15 protein-coding genes are annotated in these 20,165 nt (G+C 39.6%); 12 read left to right on the top strand and 3 right to left on the bottom strand.

What is annotated here, in order from left to right; translation table 11 throughout:
* Nucleotides 1-28: 28 nt before the first annotated feature.
* Nucleotides 29-1,269, bottom strand: a protein-coding gene (locus H5087_RS06190) for an IS3 family transposase (RefSeq protein ID WP_182671477.1) whose coding sequence is annotated in 2 segments (ribosomal slippage) — nucleotides 29-900 and nucleotides 900-1,269 — 1,242 coding nt in all. Because the reading frame shifts where the segments join, the coding sequence is not laid out codon by codon here.
* A gap of 703 nt (nucleotides 1,270-1,972) precedes the next feature.
* Here H5087_RS06190 and tsaE point away from each other — a divergent pair.
* The 10 genes from tsaE to H5087_RS06140 all read left to right on the top strand — a co-directional run bounded on the left by tsaE (nucleotide 1,973) and on the right by H5087_RS06140 (nucleotide 12,703).
* A complete protein-coding gene (gene tsaE / locus H5087_RS06185; protein ID WP_182671476.1) occupies nucleotides 1,973-2,440 on the top strand; it encodes a tRNA (adenosine(37)-N6)-threonylcarbamoyltransferase complex ATPase subunit type 1 TsaE in 468 nt (155 codons plus the stop codon).
* 27 nt (nucleotides 2,441-2,467) lie between these two features.
* Nucleotides 2,468-3,811, top strand: coding sequence for an N-acetylmuramoyl-L-alanine amidase (locus H5087_RS06180; RefSeq protein ID WP_182671475.1), 1,344 nt, complete (start codon nucleotides 2,468-2,470; stop codon nucleotides 3,809-3,811).
* Between the two features lie 36 nt (nucleotides 3,812-3,847).
* Nucleotides 3,848-5,695 carry a DNA mismatch repair endonuclease MutL gene (mutL, locus tag H5087_RS06175; protein WP_182671474.1) on the top strand — a complete coding sequence of 616 codons (1,848 nt, stop codon included), beginning with the start codon at nucleotides 3,848-3,850 and terminating at the stop codon, nucleotides 5,693-5,695.
* 10 nt (nucleotides 5,696-5,705) lie between these two features.
* The gene (gene miaA, locus H5087_RS06170; protein ID WP_182671473.1) at nucleotides 5,706-6,623 is read left to right on the top strand and encodes a tRNA (adenosine(37)-N6)-dimethylallyltransferase MiaA; all 918 of its coding nucleotides are present in this window, start codon (nucleotides 5,706-5,708) and stop codon (nucleotides 6,621-6,623) included.
* 78 nt (nucleotides 6,624-6,701) lie between these two features.
* Nucleotides 6,702-6,965, top strand: coding sequence for an RNA chaperone Hfq (gene hfq / locus H5087_RS06165; protein ID WP_002957883.1), 264 nt, complete (start codon nucleotides 6,702-6,704; stop codon nucleotides 6,963-6,965).
* A gap of 15 nt (nucleotides 6,966-6,980) precedes the next feature.
* The gene (gene hflX, locus H5087_RS06160; protein WP_182671472.1) at nucleotides 6,981-8,270 is read left to right on the top strand and encodes a ribosome rescue GTPase HflX; all 1,290 of its coding nucleotides are present in this window, start codon (nucleotides 6,981-6,983) and stop codon (nucleotides 8,268-8,270) included.
* Between the two features lie 100 nt (nucleotides 8,271-8,370).
* Entirely contained in the window at nucleotides 8,371-9,540 is a 1,170-nt protein-coding gene (gene hflK, locus H5087_RS06155) for an FtsH protease activity modulator HflK (protein WP_002957881.1), read from the top strand.
* Between the two features lie 5 nt (nucleotides 9,541-9,545).
* Nucleotides 9,546-10,424 carry a protease modulator HflC gene (gene hflC, locus H5087_RS06150; protein ID WP_002957880.1) on the top strand — a complete coding sequence of 293 codons (879 nt, stop codon included), beginning with the start codon at nucleotides 9,546-9,548 and terminating at the stop codon, nucleotides 10,422-10,424.
* A gap of 214 nt (nucleotides 10,425-10,638) precedes the next feature.
* Nucleotides 10,639-11,952, top strand: a complete 1,314-nt coding sequence (locus tag H5087_RS06145; protein WP_024597266.1) for an adenylosuccinate synthase — start codon at nucleotides 10,639-10,641, stop codon at nucleotides 11,950-11,952.
* A gap of 112 nt (nucleotides 11,953-12,064) precedes the next feature.
* Nucleotides 12,065-12,703 carry a tetratricopeptide repeat protein gene (locus H5087_RS06140; RefSeq protein WP_182671471.1) on the top strand — a complete coding sequence of 213 codons (639 nt, stop codon included), beginning with the start codon at nucleotides 12,065-12,067 and terminating at the stop codon, nucleotides 12,701-12,703.
* Between the two features lie 69 nt (nucleotides 12,704-12,772).
* Here H5087_RS06140 and H5087_RS06135 read toward each other — a convergent pair whose 3' ends face one another.
* On the bottom strand, nucleotides 12,773-14,620 hold the full coding sequence (locus H5087_RS06135; RefSeq protein WP_002957877.1) for a sodium:proton antiporter: 1,848 nt from the start codon (nucleotides 14,618-14,620) through the stop codon (nucleotides 12,773-12,775).
* An 869-nt stretch (nucleotides 14,621-15,489) separates the two neighbouring features.
* Here H5087_RS06135 and proB point away from each other — a divergent pair.
* Complete coding sequence (gene proB, locus H5087_RS06130) at nucleotides 15,490-16,596, top strand: glutamate 5-kinase (RefSeq protein ID WP_002957876.1); 1,107 nt, start codon at nucleotides 15,490-15,492, stop codon at nucleotides 16,594-16,596.
* Entirely contained in the window at nucleotides 16,593-17,840 is a 1,248-nt protein-coding gene (locus tag H5087_RS06125; protein WP_182671470.1) for a glutamate-5-semialdehyde dehydrogenase, read from the top strand. The genes proB and H5087_RS06125 overlap by 4 nt, the downstream gene beginning before the upstream one ends.
* Before the next feature lie 72 nt (nucleotides 17,841-17,912).
* On the opposite strand, the gene H5087_RS06120 is transcribed toward H5087_RS06125, so the two are convergent.
* Nucleotides 17,913-20,120 carry an EAL domain-containing protein gene (locus tag H5087_RS06120; RefSeq protein ID WP_182671469.1) on the bottom strand — a complete coding sequence of 736 codons (2,208 nt, stop codon included), beginning with the start codon at nucleotides 20,118-20,120 and terminating at the stop codon, nucleotides 17,913-17,915.
* Nucleotides 20,121-20,165 lie beyond the last annotated feature (45 nt).

The raw sequence follows: 20,165 nt of genomic DNA, 5'->3' as shown, positions 1-20,165 counted from the left end.
TGTCCCGTCCTAAAATACGTTGACGGTTTTAAATGAAGGCCAGTAGCTTTTGCTCCTGGTCTTTTTTATGCACTTGGTTTGGTGTTTTCATTCCTAAACTTAAATGCGGCCTCAATTCATTGTATATCAATATCGATTCATCGACGAGCTGCTTTAGCTCTTCTAGGTTTTGGCATTTATAGAGTAAGAATTCCTGCTTCAATATGCCGTTAATACGCTCCGCCAGTGCATTCTGATAGCAGTCATAGCCATCGGTCATTGATGGAATAATGCCATTTTCATTAAGCTTTACTTGATATACCCGCGAGCAATACTGCAACCCTCTATCTGAATGATGAATCGTACTACATTGATACTGACGATTATTGATGGTCATATCTAATGCCTTAACCACATCTGTCGCCTTCATTTCATCACTGAGTTCATATCCCATAATTTTTCGACTATACGCATCAGTTACTAGCGATAGATAGTGAACACCTTGCGCTGATTGAACGTAGGTTATATCACTTACAAATACCTCTTCTGGCTTCGATGGCTGCCTATCTTTAAGTAAGTTAGGATGCTTTTTCATCCAATGTTTACTAAACGTAGTTTTTGTATAACTACGCTTAGGCTTAACCAATAAATGTTCATTTTTCAGGTAACTAAAGAAAGCGTCTCGACCTAAACTTATGCCTTGCTCTATGAACTTGGGTTTAAGTAGAAAGTATAATTTTCTTCCGCCTAAACGCGGCATAAAGCGCCGTATTTCCAATACCATCGCTTTAACTGGTGCGAGTTCAATCGCACGCAATTTAGCTCTGCTCTCTCGTTGATATATCGCTTGTCTCGTTATACCAAGCAGCTTGCAAGCACGTTCTAAGCTAACTATTTTTTGCTTTTGAAGGCTTCTTGCTCCTTGGCAATATACTTTTTTCGAAGGCTTGTCCCATGCTCCGCATCAAGAATATTAACCACTTCATTGAGTAACAGGTTACGTAAATGCTCATCTTCAAGCTCTCGTTCGAGGCGTTTGATTTTTTGAGCGGGACTTTCTTTGGCTTTAGGTGATGTAGGCATAGTTATCTTAGGTGATTGAGTCCAATCCATCTTACCGTGTTTTCTTAACCAAGTAAGCACGGTTGAACGACCTTGTATGCCATAAATTTTTTGGGCTTGTTTATAAGTCATATCGCCTTTTTCTACAGCGTGAACAACTTGTAATTTAAAGCCTAATGAATAATCTCGTTGTGTTCGTTTGAGCGGTGTATTATTTGACTTGGTCATAATAAATCCTAAATGTGTAAACACATTTCAGGACGAGACAAAGTTAGTTTTGTAAAAAAGCCCTGGCATTAGCCGGGGCTTTTTGTTTTCTGGAACTGCCTTATCCTGAAACGTGTTTACACATTTAGGACTTATACCAATCCGCAATAATACTTAATCATTTTGCGGGGCTAAACGTGTAGCTACCTGCGTTAAAAAATGCTCATTTAGAACAACTAAATAGCGAATTTTTTTGCCTAGCTATCAACACGTTTTTCCAGCCTCAAAATAGATCACTTAATTAAGCGAATTGGTATTATTTTATGAAAACTCTTAAAACTAAAGACGTTAAGTTAGTTGGTATTATCTTTTTATCAGAAATACAAAAGCATGCAGGGTAGTTATTCTGGTTTGTGTCATCAACTCCGTTGTTGTTATATATTTTTGGTATCAGAGCTAGTGGCTGAATCATAAAAGTTTGATTATAAGCTTACATATCTCAGTAACTTTAATACTTGCTATAGGCATCTCAGCCTTAGCGTTACTTTTCTCTTACTTTATTTCAATGTTACAGTTTTAAGGTATCGAAACTAGATATTCAAATATAACTTTAATCATTCGCTTGTCTGGTTTTTTTATGTCTAAAACCTCAATTTATCGCCTTAAATGAATATTCTGGTATGATTAGCAAATATGCGCTTTTGAATGAATTTTTGAGGTAATAATGACGCGTAGTTTTGAATTTCATTTAACTGATGAGATTGCCACGGTTGCAATGGGTAATCGCGTTGCTGATATTATAGATCAAGGTGCGGTTATTTATTTACATGGTGATTTAGGTGCTGGTAAAACAACGTTTACACGAGGTGTAGTGCAAGGCTTTGGCCATACAGGTAAGGTTAAAAGCCCGACCTATACACTAGTAGAACCTTATGAGCTTGAGCGTGCAAATGTTTATCATTTTGACTTATACCGCTTAGGTGATCCTGAAGAACTCGAATACATGGGAATACGCGATTATTTCTCAGCAGACGCAATTTGTGTTGTTGAATGGCCTGAAAAGGGTGGTGAATTTATTCCTGTGCCTGATTTAGATATTACTCTGAGCTATGTGGGTAACGAACGTAAAATTGTTATAAATAGTGCGAGTGAGCGCGGTATAGCAATTGTCGAAAAACTAAATAATCAATAATAATATAGTTAAGGCAGTAATTATCCAATGAGCCGAGGTGTAGTTAAACTTTTTATTTATCTTATGGTTATCACCATAAGCTTGCCGCTATGGGCTAAAAACACAATCAATAGTGTGCGCGTATGGCCGTCTCCAGATAGTACGCGCGTGGTATTTGATTTAAATGATAAGCCCGACTTTAGCTATTTCATGCTTAAAAACCCTAGCCGCCTAGTGATTGATTTAGAAAATACTAGCGAGTTAAAAATATTGCCAGGTGTGCCCCCGAAACATCAAATAGTAAGCAAATTACGTTACTCAAAACCTAAAAATAAACAAAGCGTACGTTTAGTATTTGAATTAAGTGCGCCAATAAAGCCAGTGGTATTTGCCCTCGCACCTACAGGCCCTTATAAAAATAGACTCGTTGTTGATTTATACAATAAAAGCCAAGCTACTACAGTTGTTTCTCCTGCTCAAACAGCCGCTAAAAACCGTCAACTAAGCCAAGATCGCGACATTGTTATTGCAATTGATGCGGGGCATGGCGGCGAAGATCCTGGTTCAATTGGGCCATCAGGCACCTACGAAAAAACAGTTACACTGCAAATTGCGAAACGTTTAGAGCGCATGATTGATGGCGAACGTGGCATGATTTCGCGCATGGTACGAAGCGGTGACTATTTTGTAAAATTAAATACCCGCACTAATCGAGCCCGTGAAAAAAAGGCAGATTTTTTTGTTTCTATTCATGCTGATGCATTTACAAGCCCTGGGCCAAATGGTGCCTCTGTGTGGGTTTTATCATTAAGACGTGCTAATTCAGAAATAGGTAAATGGATAGAAGATAAAGAAAAACACTCCGAGCTTTTAGGTGGCGCTGCTGATGTAATGAAAGATGCCGCCAATGAAAAATATCTAGCACAAGCGTTGCTTGATATGTCGATGGACCACTCAATGAAAACTGGCTTAAATGTAGCTGACGAAGTGGTTAAAGAGCTTCGTAAGGTTGCCAAACTGCATAAAAAAGATCCCCAGCATGCGAGCCTTGCAGTACTAAAATCACCAGATATTCCATCTATTTTGGTAGAAACAGGGTTTATATCTAACCCGCGAGAAGAAAAGCTACTTAAAAGTCCTAATCATCAAGAGCGTTTAGCTAAAGCTATATTTACTTCAATTAAAAATTATTATTTGAAAAATCCGCCGGATGATTCTTTATTTGCTAAATTAAAGTCGCAATATCCAACAAAGCATAAAGTACGCCCCGGTGAATCTTTAAGTATGTTAGCGAGTCGCTATGGCGTTACAGTCAATAAATTAAAACAAGTTAATAAGCTTAGTTCTAATACCTTATTTATTGGGCAAGAGCTCGATATACCTCAAAGTTAGTCATTATTATTAGCGCAATGTTTGCTAGGAAGTCTCATGAATATTGAAATATTACCCGCGCGTTTAGCCAACCAAATTGCCGCAGGCGAAGTGGTTGAGCGCCCAGCGTCGGTAGTAAAAGAGCTTGTTGAAAATAGCTTAGATGCTGGCGCAACGCGTATTCAAATTGATATTGAGCGCGGCGGCCACAAACTTATTCGTATTCGTGATAATGGCGCAGGGATAAGTAAAGATGAGCTAACGCTCGCACTTTCTCGCCACGCGACAAGTAAATTAAAATCACTTGATGACCTTGAAAACATTTGCTCACTTGGCTTTAGAGGGGAAGCACTTGCGTCAATTAGTTCTGTGTCGCGTTTAACGCTGAGCTCAAAACCAAAAGAGCAAGAAGCAGCTTGGCAAGCTTTTGCAGAAGGCCGCGACATGGCCGTTCAAGTAAAACCTGTAGCGCATCCCGATGGCACAACCATTGAAGTAAAAGATTTATTTTTTAACACTCCAGCACGTCGTAAATTTTTACGCACCGAAAAAACTGAATTTAGCCATATTGATGAGTTGATAAAGCGTATTGCGCTTAGTCGCTTTGATGTCTCTATTACACTAACTCACAACGAAAAAGTAGTAAGGCAGTATCGTGCCAAAACTGATCCCTCTCAGGCTATAACACGCGTAGCACAAGTTGCAGGTAAGGCCTTTGCCGAGCAAGGTTTGCATATTCAATCAGGAGAAGGCGGTTTACAGCTGCATGGTTGGGTGCTACCTGTAGGCTCAGCTAATACGACTCAGTACACTTATGTGAATAATCGCATGATGCGCGATAAGCTTATTTTGCATGCGATACGCCAGGCATTTGAAGAAGTAAGTGGAACACAAGAATTACCCGGTTTTGTCATTTACATTGATATTGACCCACGACAGGTTGATGTAAATGTTCACCCTGCTAAACATGAAGTGCGTTTTCATCAAGGGCGGTTAATTCATGATTTTATATTGCAAGCTATTAAGCAGGTAGTCGTGCCATTGCAAGGCGAATTCACTAACGAATCAGCGAGCACAGAAGCAGAATTCACGCCAGCGTTCATTGAGTCAACGCATAGCAGTGCTAATAATATAGAAAGCGAAGGAGTGTTTGATTACCCTAAATCGCAATTACAGCCGTCTTACTCTGGAAGTGCTGGTAGCTCAAGTTCGTCCTCAGGTACTAGAAGTGTTGGCGGTGCATACCGTGCTGCACCAAGTACGAGCCATCATGACGTAAATGCGTTTTATCAAGGAGTGAGTGAGCAACACGCCGCGCATTTTGATAATGCAGCCAATATATCTGCAGCACAACACCAGTCCGTATCTGTTGATAATGTCTTAAAAGCTGTTTCTATTATAAGTGTTAGTAAAGGAGTGTGTGTCTTTAGTGAAGAACAGCAATTGTATTGCTCACATTTTAAATATGCATTAGTTGATGATTGGCATAATCAAATTAAAGAGTTCGGAAGTTTAGAAGGGAAAGCCCTTTTGTTACCAGTGCGAGTAAACTTAGAAAAAGAAGATTGCTTACTTATAGAATCCCAGCAATCGTGGTTTACCTTACTTGGTTTTGAACTTGTAATAGAAAAACAATTTGTAATGGTTAAAAAATTGCCAGCGTGTTTATATTTACTTGACGTAAGTGCAGCGGTAGGTGAGCTACTTGATGCGTGTAAAGCAAAACTTGAAAATATAGAGAATTGGTTAGAATGGCAAATGAAATGCGTGCCGACCCGATTTTATTTAAGCAATGTATTTTTAGCGCAACAAATGCGCTTACAAAATAATCCACAAACTATTGAACGCTTGCGTAAAAAAGCAGTTAAAATAGAGCTAAATCACTATTTAACGCAATTAGATTAAGGTATCAGTGTTGAGTAATTTACCAGTTATATTTTTAATGGGTCCAACTGCAGCAGGTAAAACAGCATTGGCAATCTCGCTGTGCGAGCATTTAAATACAGAAATAATCAGCGTAGATTCAGCGCTAGTGTATAAAGGTATGGACATTGGTACAGCAAAACCTGATGCCGAAGAATTAGCCAAAGCTCCGCATCATTTAATTGATCTACTTGACCCGAGTGAAACGTATTCAGTTGCAGATTTTAGGCGCGATGCAGTGCAAAAAATTGACGAATTTCACAGAAAAGGTAAAGTGCCTGTATTGGTTGGAGGTACAATGCTGTACTTCAAATCTTTAATTGATGGTTTATCGCCATTACCTGAAGCAGATACAGAGATAAGAGCAGAGTTAGAAGCGCAAGCGAAAGAATTTGGCTGGCCTCATTTATATAAAGAATTAGTTAAAGTTGACCCAAAAGCAGCCGAAAAAATAAGTGAAAATGATTCACAAAGAATTAATCGGGCTTTAGAGGTTTACAGGTTAACTGGTAGGACCATGACTGAGTTGCAAATGCAAAAACAGCCGGCTTTACCTTATACTTTTCATCAATTTGCGATTGCACCGCAAGAACGCAGTGAATTACACCGCCGAATTGAAGAAAGGTTTAAAATAATGATTGATCAGGGGTTTGAAAATGAAGTTTCGACCCTATATCTACGTAAGGATTTACACCCCAATATGCCTTCTATTCGTTGTGTTGGTTATAGACAAATGTGGGATTACCTTGCGGGTGAAACAAACCATGATGAAATGGTTTTTCGTGGCATCGCAGCAACACGTCAGCTGGCAAAACGGCAGTTAACGTGGCTTCGTAGTTGGCCTGATGTTACTTGGTTAACAACAGGCGACGAAGAAAACTTGCATCGTGTAGTAAGTTCGCTAAGCTAGTAGTAGTTGAATATTGTTTTTTATCAAATAAGTTCAGCCACTTAATTATAATAACACCTAGAACGAAGGAACAATAACATGGCAAAAGGCCAATCGTTACAAGACCCATTTTTGAATGCACTACGACGTGAGCGCATTCCAGTATCAATCTTTTTGGTAAATGGCATAAAATTACAAGGCAAAATTCAGTCATTTGACCAATTTGTTATTTTACTAGAGAACACCGTAAATCAAATGGTTTATAAGCATGCAATTTCTACAGTTGTCCCTGCTCGCGCAGTTAACTTCCAAGCAGTTCAAGGAAGTGATGACACTGAAGAGGCAGAAGCTGGAAACTTTTAATTAGGAGCATAATGTTTGTTTGACCGCTATGAATCCGGCGAACAGGCAATTTTAGTTCATATCGACTTGCCTAAAGAAGGAGATCGTGAAGATCTTCATGAATTAGAAATGTTGGTATCTTCTGCTGGTGTTAGTAGTTTGGCGGTTGTGCAAGGCAGCCGTCAAGCACCACATCCGAAACTATTCGTCGGTACCGGTAAAGCAGAAGAAATAGCTGAGATTGTCAAAATCCACAAAGCAGATGTCGTAATTTTTAATCATCAACTCAGGCCATCACAAGAGCGTAATTTAGAGCGCGTTTGTCAATGTCGTGTGCTTGATAGAACGACGCTAATTCTTGATATTTTTGCCCAACGCGCACGTACCCACGAGGGTAAGCTGCAAGTTGAATTGGCTCAACTTCGCCATATGTCGACTCGATTAATTCGAGGCTGGACTCACCTTGAACGTCAAAAAGGCGGGATTGGTTTACGTGGTCCTGGTGAAACTCAACTTGAAACTGACAGAAGATTACTTCGTGCCCGTATCCAAAATATTCGTGCACGTTTAGCTAAAGTAGCAGTGCAACGTGAACAAGGTAGGCGAGCTCGTACTCGCAACGAAATACCTACAGTTTCATTAGTTGGTTATACCAATGCGGGTAAATCTACATTATTTAATCGAATTACAAATTCAGATGTATACGCGGCCGATCAGTTGTTTGCCACGCTTGACCCGACTCTACGTAAGCTTGAGTTAGGTGATGTTGGCCCTGTTATTTTAGCTGATACAGTGGGCTTTATTCGTCACCTACCACATGACTTAGTTGCTGCTTTTAAAGCAACGCTTACTGAAACTCGCGAAGCTGATTTGCAGTTACATGTAATTGATGCAGCAGACTCACGTCTGCAAGAAAATATTGAACAAGTACAATCGGTGCTTAAAGAAATTGAGGCCGATGAAGTACCACAGCTATTAATTTATAATAAAATTGATGCGCTGGATAACGTAAGCTCACGTATTGATCGAGACGACGAAGGCCAACCTATAAGAGTATGGCTTAGCGCTCAGACTGGTGAAGGGTGTGAATTACTTAGCGAGGCTATCAGTGAGTTACTAGCTAAGAAGATGTTTAACGAAACATTATTTCTTACGCCATTGTATGGTCGCTTAAGAGCTGCATTGTTCAGCTTAAATGCAGTGCATGAAGAGCAATTTGATGAGCAAGGTAATTGGCTGTTAGATGTTAGAATGCCAATGGTTGAGTGGAATCGTTTAATTAAAGAATTTGGTCCTGAAATTGCTGGTTTTATCAACCGTAATTAAAAATTGACGTTTTAATGTCGGTTTTTGTATGAGAAACGCGGTAGATTTGTTAGATTTAACACAATTTCCTAATTTATTTAGATAACAATGGAGTATAGCTATGGCCTGGAATGAACCGGGTAATAATGGCAATGACAAAGATCCGTGGAATAATAAAGGCGGACGTGATCAAGGCCCACCTGATTTAGACGAGGTGTTCCGCAAGTTTAGTAACAAGTTCAGCGGCTTATTTGGCGGGAAAAAATCCGGCAATGGTAGCGGCGGTGGACTTGGCGGAGCCGGTATTTCATTCATACTTATTATCGCCGTTATTGTATGGGCGTTAAGTGGTATTTATACGGTTAAAGAAGCCGAGCGTGGTGTGGTTCTACAATTTGGTAAATATGACCGAATTGCTGATCCTGGTTTGCGTTGGAAAATGACTTTCATCGAAACGGTAATCCCAGTAGATATTGAAGCAGTTCGTTCATTATCGGCTTCTGGTTTTATGCTTACTGAAGACGAAAACGTAGTGAGCGTTGAGTTTCAGGTGCAATACCGTGTTATTGACCCATACCTTTATGAATTTAGCGTAACTAACGCTGATAGTAGCTTAGAAGAAGCGCTAGACAGTGCACTGCGTTATGTTGTGGGCCATGCAAAAATGGACCAAGTATTAACTAATGGCCGTGAGGTTGTTCGTCAAAATACATGGGATGAGCTTAATAAGATTATCGAGCCATATAACTTAGGTTTAATTGTTACTGACGTGAACTTTAAAGACTCTCGTCCACCAACTGAAGTTAAAGATGCATTTGATGATGCAATTGCTGCACAAGAAGATGAAGAACGTTTCATCCGTGAAGCAGAAGCATATGCTCGTGAAATTGAACCGCGTGCTCGTGGTCAAGTAACGCGTATGACTCAAGAAGCGGAAGGTTATCAAGAGCGCATTACATTAGAAGCACAAGGTGAGGTAGCTCGCTTTGAAAAGCTTTTACCTGAATATCAAGCAGCTAAAGAAGTTACTCGTGAGCGCTTATACATTGATGCAATGGAAGAAGTGTTAGGGAGTAGTTCTAAAATATTGGTTGATGTTAAAGGCGGCAATAACATGATGTATTTACCTCTTGATAAAATCATGGACAAGCAAGGGACAGCAACACGAGTTGCACTTCCAAGTTCAAGTGATATTCAAGACTTACGTAACAAAGTTAATACGTCGCGCAATAGCTCTGTTAATAGTGGCAATGACCGCTTTAACAACGACCGCTTCAATGATGGGAGATAATCATAATGAAAAACTTTAGTTTAGTAATACTATTAGCTGCCATTGTTATGTCTTTCTCATCGGTATTTGTTGTACCTGAAGGGCAAAAAGCAATTGTAATGTTATTCAGTAAAGTACAAAAAGATAGCGACGATAAAGCGATTGTATATGGCCCAGGCCTACAATTTAAAGTACCATTTTTTAGCCAAGTACGTCGTATTGATGCACGTATTCAAACGCTAGATGGTGCGCCAGATCGCTTTGTTACTAGCGAGAAAAAAGACTTAATTGTTGATTCGTTTGTAAAATGGCGCGTTAATGACTTTAGTGCTTTTTACTTACGTGCTCGTGGCGATAAGCAATATGCTGAAACGCTACTTAAGCAAAAAGTAAACAATGGTCTTCGTACAAACTTTGGTACACGTACAATTCGCGAAATTGTATCAGGTGAGCGTAGCGAGTTGATGGAAGAAGCGTTAGTACAAGCTTCTGAAAGTGCACGTGAGCTAGGTATTGAAGTACTAGACGTACGTGTTAAGCAAATCAACCTACCACAAGAAGTGAGTAGCTCTATTTACCAACGTATGCGCGCTGAGCGTACTGCGGTTGCAAAAGAGCACCGCTCTGAAGGTCAGGAAAAAGCAGAGACTATTCGTGCGGGAGTTGACCGTCGAGTAACTGTAATGCTTGCTGATGCTGAGCGTAATGCACGTTCTGTACGTGGTCAAGGCGATGCTGATGCTGCAGGCATTTATGCTAATGCGTACAACAAAGACCCTGAGTTCTTTAGTTTTGTACGTTCGCTGGAAGCTTACAAAAAGACTTTTAAAGATAAGCAAGATGTTATGGTGCTTTCACCAGATAGCGACTTCTTCCAATATATGAAAGGCGCTAAAGCTCAATAGACTTTACGTTAATTATTTAAAAGTTAAAAAGCCTCGCATTTGCGGGGCTTTTTGTTAAATACAAACTAGTGCGTTAAATCACTGTTATTTATGTGGTTATTGGTCAATATTTGGATATAACAATTGCCCGCAGAAAAAATAAGCTGAACAGGGGTGATCTTTACTTTAGTTTTCTGGTAAAATCTCGTCCTAATTTTCTCTAAGTGAATTTACGATGGGTAAAAACGTTGTTGTATTAGGCACCCAATGGGGTGACGAAGGAAAGGGTAAGGTAGTTGATCTCCTTACAGACAAAGCATCTTTAGTAGTTCGTTATCAAGGTGGCCACAATGCGGGTCATACTTTAGTTATCGAAGGTGAAAAGACGGTTCTACACCTTATTCCATCGGGTGTATTACGTGACAATGTTAAATGTGTGATTGGTAATGGTGTAGTTTTATCACCAGAAGCGCTAATGAGAGAAATTGGCATGCTTGAAGAGCGCGGCGTACCAGTACGCGAGCGTCTTTTAATAAGTGAAGCATGTCCGCTAATCTTGCCTTTCCATGTTGCATTAGATGTAGCCCGCGAAACAGCTCGTGGCGATAAGCCTATTGGTACAACTGGCCGTGGAATCGGTCCTGCGTACGAGGATAAAGTAGCACGTCGTGGTTTACGCGTAGGCGATTTATTTAATCCTGAAGTATTTGCAGCTAAATTAAAAGAAGTGCTTGAGTACCACAACTTCACTTTAGTTAACTACTACAAAGTAGATGCTGTAGATTTCCAAAAAACGTTCGATGATGCAATGGCTGTTGCTGATATCTTAAAAGCAATGGTTGTAGATGTAACTGAGCTTTTAGATCAAACGCGTTTAGCAGGCGAAAACATTTTATTTGAAGGTGCACAAGGTACGTTACTTGATATAGATCACGGTACTTACCCTTATGTAACATCTTCAAACACTACCGCTGGTGGCGTTGCAACTGGTGCAGGTTTTGGTCCATTAAACCTTGATTACGTTTTAGGTATTATTAAAGCGTACACGACACGTGTTGGTTCAGGTCCTTTCCCTACAGAGCTTTACGACGGTCTTGATAAACAAGATCCAGTTGGTAAGCACCTAGGTGATAAAGGCCATGAGTTTGGCGCTACAACAGGTCGACTTCGTCGTACTGGTTGGTTAGATGCAGTGGCTATGCGCCGTGCAGTTCAAATCAACAGTATTTCAGGTTTTTGTTTAACTAAGCTTGATGTTTTAGATGGCTTAGAAACACTTAAAATCTGTACTGGTTACAAGCTTGAAGATGGTACAGTTACTAACGTAACACCATTAGCGGCTGAAGGTTACGATAAAGTAACACCAGTATACGAAGAAATGCCAGGTTGGTCAGAAAACACTGTTGGTGTAACGAGTCTTGACGGTTTACCAAAAGCTGCGATTGACTACATCAAACGTATCGAAGAAATTACGGGTGTTCCAATTGATATTATTTCTACAGGTCCTGACCGTGTAGAAACTATGGTGCTTCGCAATCCGTTTGCGTAATTACCATTAGATTAAAAAAAGCTGCTTCGTGCAGCTTTTTTTGTGTCTAAAATTCACCTTGGAACGATCTTTGTATATTATTTAACAAGTTTATTTATAGTAGGTGGTGAGCATGCGTTTATTTGACCGTAATTGCGTACTAAGGCTTTCGTTAATTCCGCTGTCTTTATTTATAGCAACCAACAGCTTAGCTACAGAAAGCCCTGCTGCTGTGCCGCTGTATACAGAATCAGAGCTAATTGCGTTAATAAATAAAAATACGCATTTAGCGCGCGTAAAGGCAGATGACTGCCAGTTAGTGCAAGATATAGAAGCACGAGCCAATAAAATGGCATTGCCGTCTTATCAATTTTTATACGGCGATATGCTGGCTTATAGCGTGTGCGTTGATCGCAATGTAGAGTTGGGTGTGTATTACATGCGAAAAGCAGCTGAGCAAGGCTTAGCGGCAGCACTAGAGCAGTTGGGGCGATACTACGACACTGGTCGCTTAGTTCAGCAAGATAAAGCAATGGCAATTACCTATTTGCGCGAAGCCTCGTCGCAAGGCAATTTAAAAGCACAACTACGTTTAGTTAAATTATTTAATGATGGCTATGGCAGCCCGCGTGATTTTGAAGATGCCTATCGTTGGCTATTTAATTCTATGGTGGCAGATAAAGCGACTCATAAAAAAATTGAGCGAGCGCTGACTAAGTTAGCGCAAAAAATGCCAGATAGTGTGGTTGCTCGTGCCCGCCTTCCTATTTAATGGCTTTTAAAAACAAAACCCTAACTTTTTAAGTTAGGGTTTTTTAGTTTTTACAGTTTGTAAAAGTATTTAACTGTCTTCTTTAGCCTTTGTTTGCGGGTCTTTTAAAACTGACATTTTAGGCGGCTGCAATGCAACAACGCGTTCGCCTTCTTGCGGCGGTTTTTCCATGTTGATTGTAAACGGTCTTAGCTTAATTGGTGTATCGTCATCACTGTCTTTATCACCTTTGAGAATAAATAAAGGGATAGCCTCAGGGTTCATTTCTAAGTATTGTTCCCAGCTAAACTCATCCGAGATACGTGTTGAACTAACCTTACCGCCTTTAGCGATAATACTGCTTAAACGTGCATACGAGCCTTCATCTCCAAACAGTATTTGTCTAGATAAAAACGTTGCGCTGTCTTTATTTGCTTTTGCATGCGACGTTGATGAGCGTAGCGAAAATACATTTTTTTCATTAAGTAAATGAGAAAAGTATTGAACACCTAACGCATTATGATGACGATTTGGCGATAATGCTAATACACTACGAATCGTTGTTAGTGGTAAGTAGCGTTCAGCATGCTCTGATTGCGGGTTACCATAATAACAAGCTAAACCATCCATACGTGCCATTCTGCAGTTTTCCCATGCAGGATCTGACAGGTGAACCGGAATGTTTTGTTCTTGTAAGCCTCGGCCGATTGCACGCGATACATGGTTTGCACCAATAATTAATATTGTATTTGGCGATGGTTGGCGTACGCCTAATAGCTTGGCAACAGGGATGGCGGTTAAGCTCTGTAGTACAACGGTAATTATAATTACTGTAAATATAAGAGGTACCATTTTTTCAGCATCCGCAACACCAGACTCCATCATGCTAAGCGCAAATACCGACCCAACGGCTGCGGCGACTATACCGCGTGGAGCTATCCAGGCAAGTACCAAACGAGACTTCATTGGTAAGTCAGTACCAAAGGTCGAAATAGCAATACACAGTGGCCGAGCAACAAAAAGCACGATAGCTAAAAATATAAATACATCGCTGTCGAGCATCATTAAATCAGAGAGCTGTAAGCGTGCTGCAAGTAAAATAAACAGCGTTGATATTAATATCATCGACAAGTCTTCTTTGAACTCAAGTACAGAATCTATTTCTAAATCGTCTTGGTTAGCAAGCCAAATACCAAATACAGTCACTGCTAATAGGCCTGATTCATGGCTTAAATAGTTTGATACAGAAAAACTAATGAGTACTAATGCCAATATACCAAACTTATGTAATTCAAATGGTAGCCACTCGCGGCGCATTAATAGTGTTGTTAACCAACCAGCAGCAACACCAATACTTAATCCAACACCTAGGGTTTTAACTAAAGCAATAATAGTGTGGCTAAATACTTCGCCTTGACCTACCAGCATTACGGCTTCAAATACTAATACAGCGAATAATGCGCCGATCGGGTCTATTACAATACCTTCCCATCGAAGTATGCGGTCAATGTCTTGTGTTGGGCGCATTGAGTTTAATAGCGGTGCTATAACAGTAGGGCCTGTTACAACTAGCACTGCACCTAATACCGCAGCTACACGCCAATTAAGTTCAAGCAACCAATAGGCGCTGAGGCTAATAATAATACAGGTAGTAAGCATGCCGATGGAGCAAAGGTTTCTTACAACTTTTCCGATTCCTTTTAGCTCTCTGAAATGCAGAGTTAAGGATCCTTCAAATAAAATGATGGCAACACTTAGTGATACAACTGGAAACAGTAAATCACCTAACAATGCATCAGGGTCTAAAACACCACTAAATGGCCCAAGTAAAAGACCAGTAAGCAATAAGAAAAGAATAGCGGGCACTCTAAAAGCCCACGCGACCCATTGGGCAAGCACAGAGCAAAGTGCGATACCGGCTATGTAAATTGCTGACATAGATTAAGAATTCCTTATTTATGACGGTTTGTTTAGAAAGTATAACTTTTGTTAATTATTAATACAGGGGTATACACGGGAAATTAAAATATTACTAATCAATTTTAGCTACTTATAGAAGATTAGTAGGCTTAAATTATTTTGCGCGTGTTAAGCCGCCTTATTTTAGGCTGTATTAATTGTTTAATTGGTTGAATTTTAATAACAATCTAACACCACAAACGAGGAGGAATTAGCTTCGCTCGAATTTTAACCTTGATTTTTAAGGGGTATTTAGTGTAATATGTTTCGTGTTCTAATAATTAGTTATCTAATGAAGTTTATTGGAAGTAAAAGTGGTTTGTTAATCTTAACGTCATTTTTAGTCTTTATAATCATGCATTAGTGGTGTTACTAGTATTCGAACACTACATAATTTCATTTGCCGAACTCTTGGTATGGTTTTGCTAAACAAGTTTATTTAATTATTTAAGTAAATAAAGGTTTGAGTTGAACTATTACTTTCAATGTTTAACCCCCATCGTGGCGGTTAAATCTCGGTCCTTTGGTCTTCACCCTATCTGTTGGTGTATCAGACTTTAGAGGCTCTATGTATGTTGTTAATAAAAAAGCCACACACAGCTTTTTACAGCGATGCATAAACAACACTTTTAAATTTTTTGATTAGTGCTGCTCGATATTATTGGGTTGTTGCTACTTTATACTTAACCTTAAATCTAAGCTTGTTGTTTTAGATATGGTTTTCGCGTGTGTGTAAAAAAGTGTTGCCTAAATGAAAGACAAATTCGAAGCTATGTTTTAAACCTAGCTACTTAGTTTTAGCTCGTCTAATTAAGGTGAGCGCAGATAAAATGGAAAGTTGAGCATTTATGCAAAAGTTAAATTGGCGACGTATCGTACTTAAAGTAGGTAGTGCATTAATTGCACCAGATCAAGATGGCTGCCGTTCGCGTTACATATTAACCATCGCACAGTTCATTGTTCGTTGTCGTGCCCGTGGAATCGAGGTGATTTTAGTATCATCGGGTTCTGTAGCTGCTGGCGCGCATTTATTCCCATCAGACAAACCACGCTCTGTGGTAATGAAAAAAGCAATGGCGGCAGCAGGTCAAACAGAAATGATTGCCATGTGGGACCGCTTTTTTGACTTTCCATCTGCGCAGCTATTATTAACGCATGGCGATTTGCGTGACCGCGAGCGTTACCAGAGCATCCGTGAAACCGTGTTCACTTTACTTGAACATGGTGTACTTCCTATCATTAATGAAAACGATGCAGTAACCACCGACGATTTACGAGTAGGTGACAACGATAACTTATCAGCAATGGTCGCAGCAGCTGCCGATGCCGATGCTTTATTAATATTCTCAGACGTTGATGGGCTATATGATAAAAACCCTAACTTACATGATGATGCGGTGTTACTGCCTGAAATAAAATCAATTGATGAATCTATTTATGCTATGGCAGGATGTGCTACAAGTGCGGTAGGTACTGGTGGTATGAAAACTAAAATAGAAGCGGCAGAAAAAGCAACGTCACATGGTATAGCGACTTATATTATAAATGGCTTTAAAGAAGAAACATTTACAAAACTGCTAGCTGGAGAAAATCCAGGTAGTGTATTTTTACCGTACGAAAAGCCGATGCAGGACTCTATTCATTGGATGACACATACAGCAAATGAGCAAGGTGAAGTTGTTGTTGATGGATCATTTGATGAATCTCTTGAAGGTGAAAGTGGATGTATTCGTGGTGACGAAATCATGGAAGTTCACGGTGAATTTGCCGTGGGTGATACCATTTTAGTACGTAGTGAAGACGGTACGCGTTTAGCTAAAGCGACCGCAAATTATAGTAGCTGTTTGTTAAACTTTATTGCAGACAACGAACAGAGTGAATTCAGCGAAAAAATGCAGGATTCAATTGGACCAGTTATATCTGAAAAACATATCGCATTATTGGAGAAGTCATGAGTTTAATTACGGACATTTCACGTCAGGCAGCTAAAGCTGCACATACACTTGCTTTACTCGATACCGAGACTAAAAACCAAGTATTAGTTGAAATGGCAGCGGCACTAAGAGAGCAAAAAGCATTTATAATAAAAGAAAATGAAAGTGATTTAAGCGCAGCACGCGACAATAACTTAGCAGCCTCAATGATCGACCGCTTAACGTTAAACGATGAGCGTATTGAAGCAATGGCAGAAGGTATTGAAGTAATCGTAAGCCTTGATGATCCTGTTGGTCAGCTGCGTGATATTACTGAGCGCCCAAATGGTATTAAAATTCGCAAAATGCGAGTACCTCTTGGCGTTGTATGTATGATTTACGAAGCACGCCCGAATGTGACAGCAGACGCTGGTGCATTATGCTTTAAATCAGGTAATGGCGTAATTTTACGTGGCGGCAAAGAAGCACTTAGAAGTTCACAAGCTATCGCAAGTGTAATGCACAGCGTACTTGAGAAGCACAACTTACCGATATCACTTATTTCAGTGATTCCAGATCCAGACCGTGCGCTACTAATGGAACTAATGCAGCAACGTGAAAGCATTGATTTAATCATTCCACGCGGCGGCGAGGGTTTAATTAACTTTGTTACTGAAAACAGCACGATCCCAGTAATTCAGCATTACAAAGGCGTTTGTCATCTATATGTAGATAAAGATGCCGACCTAGAAATTGCGCTTAACTTACTGCTTAACGGTAAAACGCAGCGTACTGGTGTTTGTAATGCACTAGAAGGTTTAGTTGTGCATCAAGATGTGGCAGATGAGTTTTTAAATCTGTGTGCAGTTGTATTACGCCAAGAAGGTGTAAAAATAAATGCTGACAGCTTTGCAGCTAAATATTTTGATAATGCAACTGTGTTAGCCGATAACGAATTTGGTGAAGAATATCTAGACCTAGAAATCGCTATTCGCGTTGTACCAAACTTTACGGCAGCGGTTGAACACATTGCACAGTTTGGATCAAACCATACAGAAGTAATTTGTACTAAAAATGAAGCTGCTGCAGAGTTATTCCAACGTAGTGTTGATGCTTCTGTAGTAATGGTTAACGCATCGTCTCGTTTTTCTGATGGCTCACAATTGGGCCTAGGTGCAGAGATTGGAATAGCTACTTCCAAGCTACATGCATACGGTCCTATGGGCCTCGAGTCACTAACGACCGAAAAGTATTTAGTTAATGGAGTTGGCCAAGTTCGCGAGTAACCGCAAAAATTAAGTCCATAAAAAGCCGAGCATATTCATGCTCGGCTTTTTAGTTTATAAATCACGCTACAGTTACTTTAACTTTTTAAACCAATCACTTGCGGGTTCAGGCCTGTGTAAATAATAGCCTTGCAGAATAACCTCAGGATACTCCTGTAGTAAATCAAAGTGGGACTGGTTCTCTACGCCTTCAGCAACTATCTCGAGTTCAAATAAACGACCTAAGCTTACAATCATATCAATAATTAGTTTATCGTTGTTATCGGTAGGAGCCTCTAAAACAAAAGAACGATCAATTTTAAGTTCTTGTATTGGTAACTGTTTTAGGTAGGTTAAGCTCGAATATCCAGTACCAAAGTCATCAATTGATACTCTAATACCTAACTTCTTGAGAAAGTGAACAGCTTCAATAGCCGCTTCCATATGATTAAGTAACGTACCTTCAATTATCTCAATAGTGAGTTGTTGAGGATTAATGTTATGTTGCTTTATCTGTTGGCTAATAAAGTTTAAAAAACGCGCTTCATGAAAGTGCCTGCCACTTATATTAATTGATAAGTTTAACTCAGGGTGAGTTTTACCAAGTTGCGTTAGTATTTCAAGTGCATTTGAAGTTACCCAGCAATCTAAATCGTAAATTATATCTGACTCTTCAGCTATAGATATAAACTCACCAGGGCTAATAAAGCCTTTTTGAGGATGCTCCCATCTTAATAAAACTTCAGCGCCTTTAAGGGTTTGGTTTCGATCAAATTGGGATTGTAAATATAGCGATAACTCGTTATTAGAAATAGCTTTACGTAAATCTTGTTCTATTTCAAAACGGCGTTTTGCTTGCTCGCCAAATGAAGTATCAAAAAAGGTAACTCTATTGCCGCCTTTCTCTTTTGCTTTGTAACAGGCCGCTTCACAGTTACGAATAGTCTCAATAGCACTTTCCCATTGATCTTCTCGTGGAAAAATATAGGTGCCAATACTTACTGTTAAGCTAACGTCTTGCTCAGCAACGACAAATGGATGGTTTACACTTGCAAGTAGCTCTTGGGCTTTATTTTCAGCCATTGCTTGAGCTCTAGCTCTGCCCACACCTTTTTCAACTGTACACAGTACTGCAAACTCATCACTGCCTAAGCGAGCAATAACATCTTTTTTACTCACCTTAGAATGAATTCGTTTAGTTAATTCTTTTAAAATATTATCGCCAGCGAGTAAGCCTAATCCATCATTGATTGAGTGGAAGCTGTCTATATCAATAATATAAATATAGGCATAACTATTTTCGGTACTACAAACTTGAAGTTGTTGCTCTAACTGCTTTAAAAACCCATTTCGGTTGGGTAAACCTGTAAGTTCATCATGCCATGTAAGGTAATGAATTCTTTCTTGGGTTACTTTAACGCTCGAAATATCACTGAATACACCAATATAGTGAACGTTAGTATCTTGATCGCCTTTAACCAAACTGAGAGTTAGTAGCTCTGGATAAAGTTCGCCATTTTTTCGTCTGGTTACAAGTTCTCCACTCCAATAGCCTGCTTGATTTGCATGTTCCCATACTTGGTCAAAGCTAATGCTAGGATGGTTATTTTGTTTAATATCGTGCAACTGCATTTGTAGTGAGTCTGATTCACAGTAACCGGTTATACGACAAAATGAAGGGTTTACCGCAATAATTTTGCCGTTACTATCGGTAATAACAACACCATCGGCAGTTCCCGTTAGGGCTTGATAAAATAATTTTTGTTTTGATGAGAGTTCTCTTAATTCTTCTTCTCGCTGGCTAAGCTCTTTCGCAAGAGACTCTATTTCGAGTAGCTTGTCGTGCAGATCAAAGTTTTTTTCTATTAACCTGTCTAGCATGCCTTGCGCTGTAATGTGTGTACGAATACGTGCTCTAACGAGCGCTAGCTTGTAAGGTTTGTGTATGTAGTCAATTGCGCCCATAGCAAAGCCTTTTTCTTCAGACTCTTCTTCTGTAAGCGCAGTTACAAATATGACGGGGATGCCTTTGGTATTTTGTTTCGCTTTGAGTATATTACATACTTCGTAGCCGTCCATGCCGGGCATCATTATGTCTAATAAAATCAAGTCAGGCCGAGTTGACTCAATAAAGATCAAAGCCTGCTCACCACTAGTAGAAATACGTACATCGTAGTCAGTTAAAAGTCCTTCTACTAATACGTGTAAATTACTAGGTTCGTCATCAACAATAAGAATTAAAGGTTTATGCTTTTGTTCTGTGGTTAATCCATTATTGTTTGCGAGGTAATTTGAATGCACTATCTGTCCTTCTCTGCGTTCTTTACAATATTAAATCTAGTTCAG

The sequence above is a fragment of the Pseudoalteromonas sp. SR43-7 genome (assembly GCF_014163785.1).
Lineage (GTDB): Bacteria > Pseudomonadota > Gammaproteobacteria > Enterobacterales > Alteromonadaceae > Pseudoalteromonas > Pseudoalteromonas distincta.
Note: the sequence above shows the minus strand (reverse complement) of the source record. Positions and strands in the feature narration are given on the sequence as shown.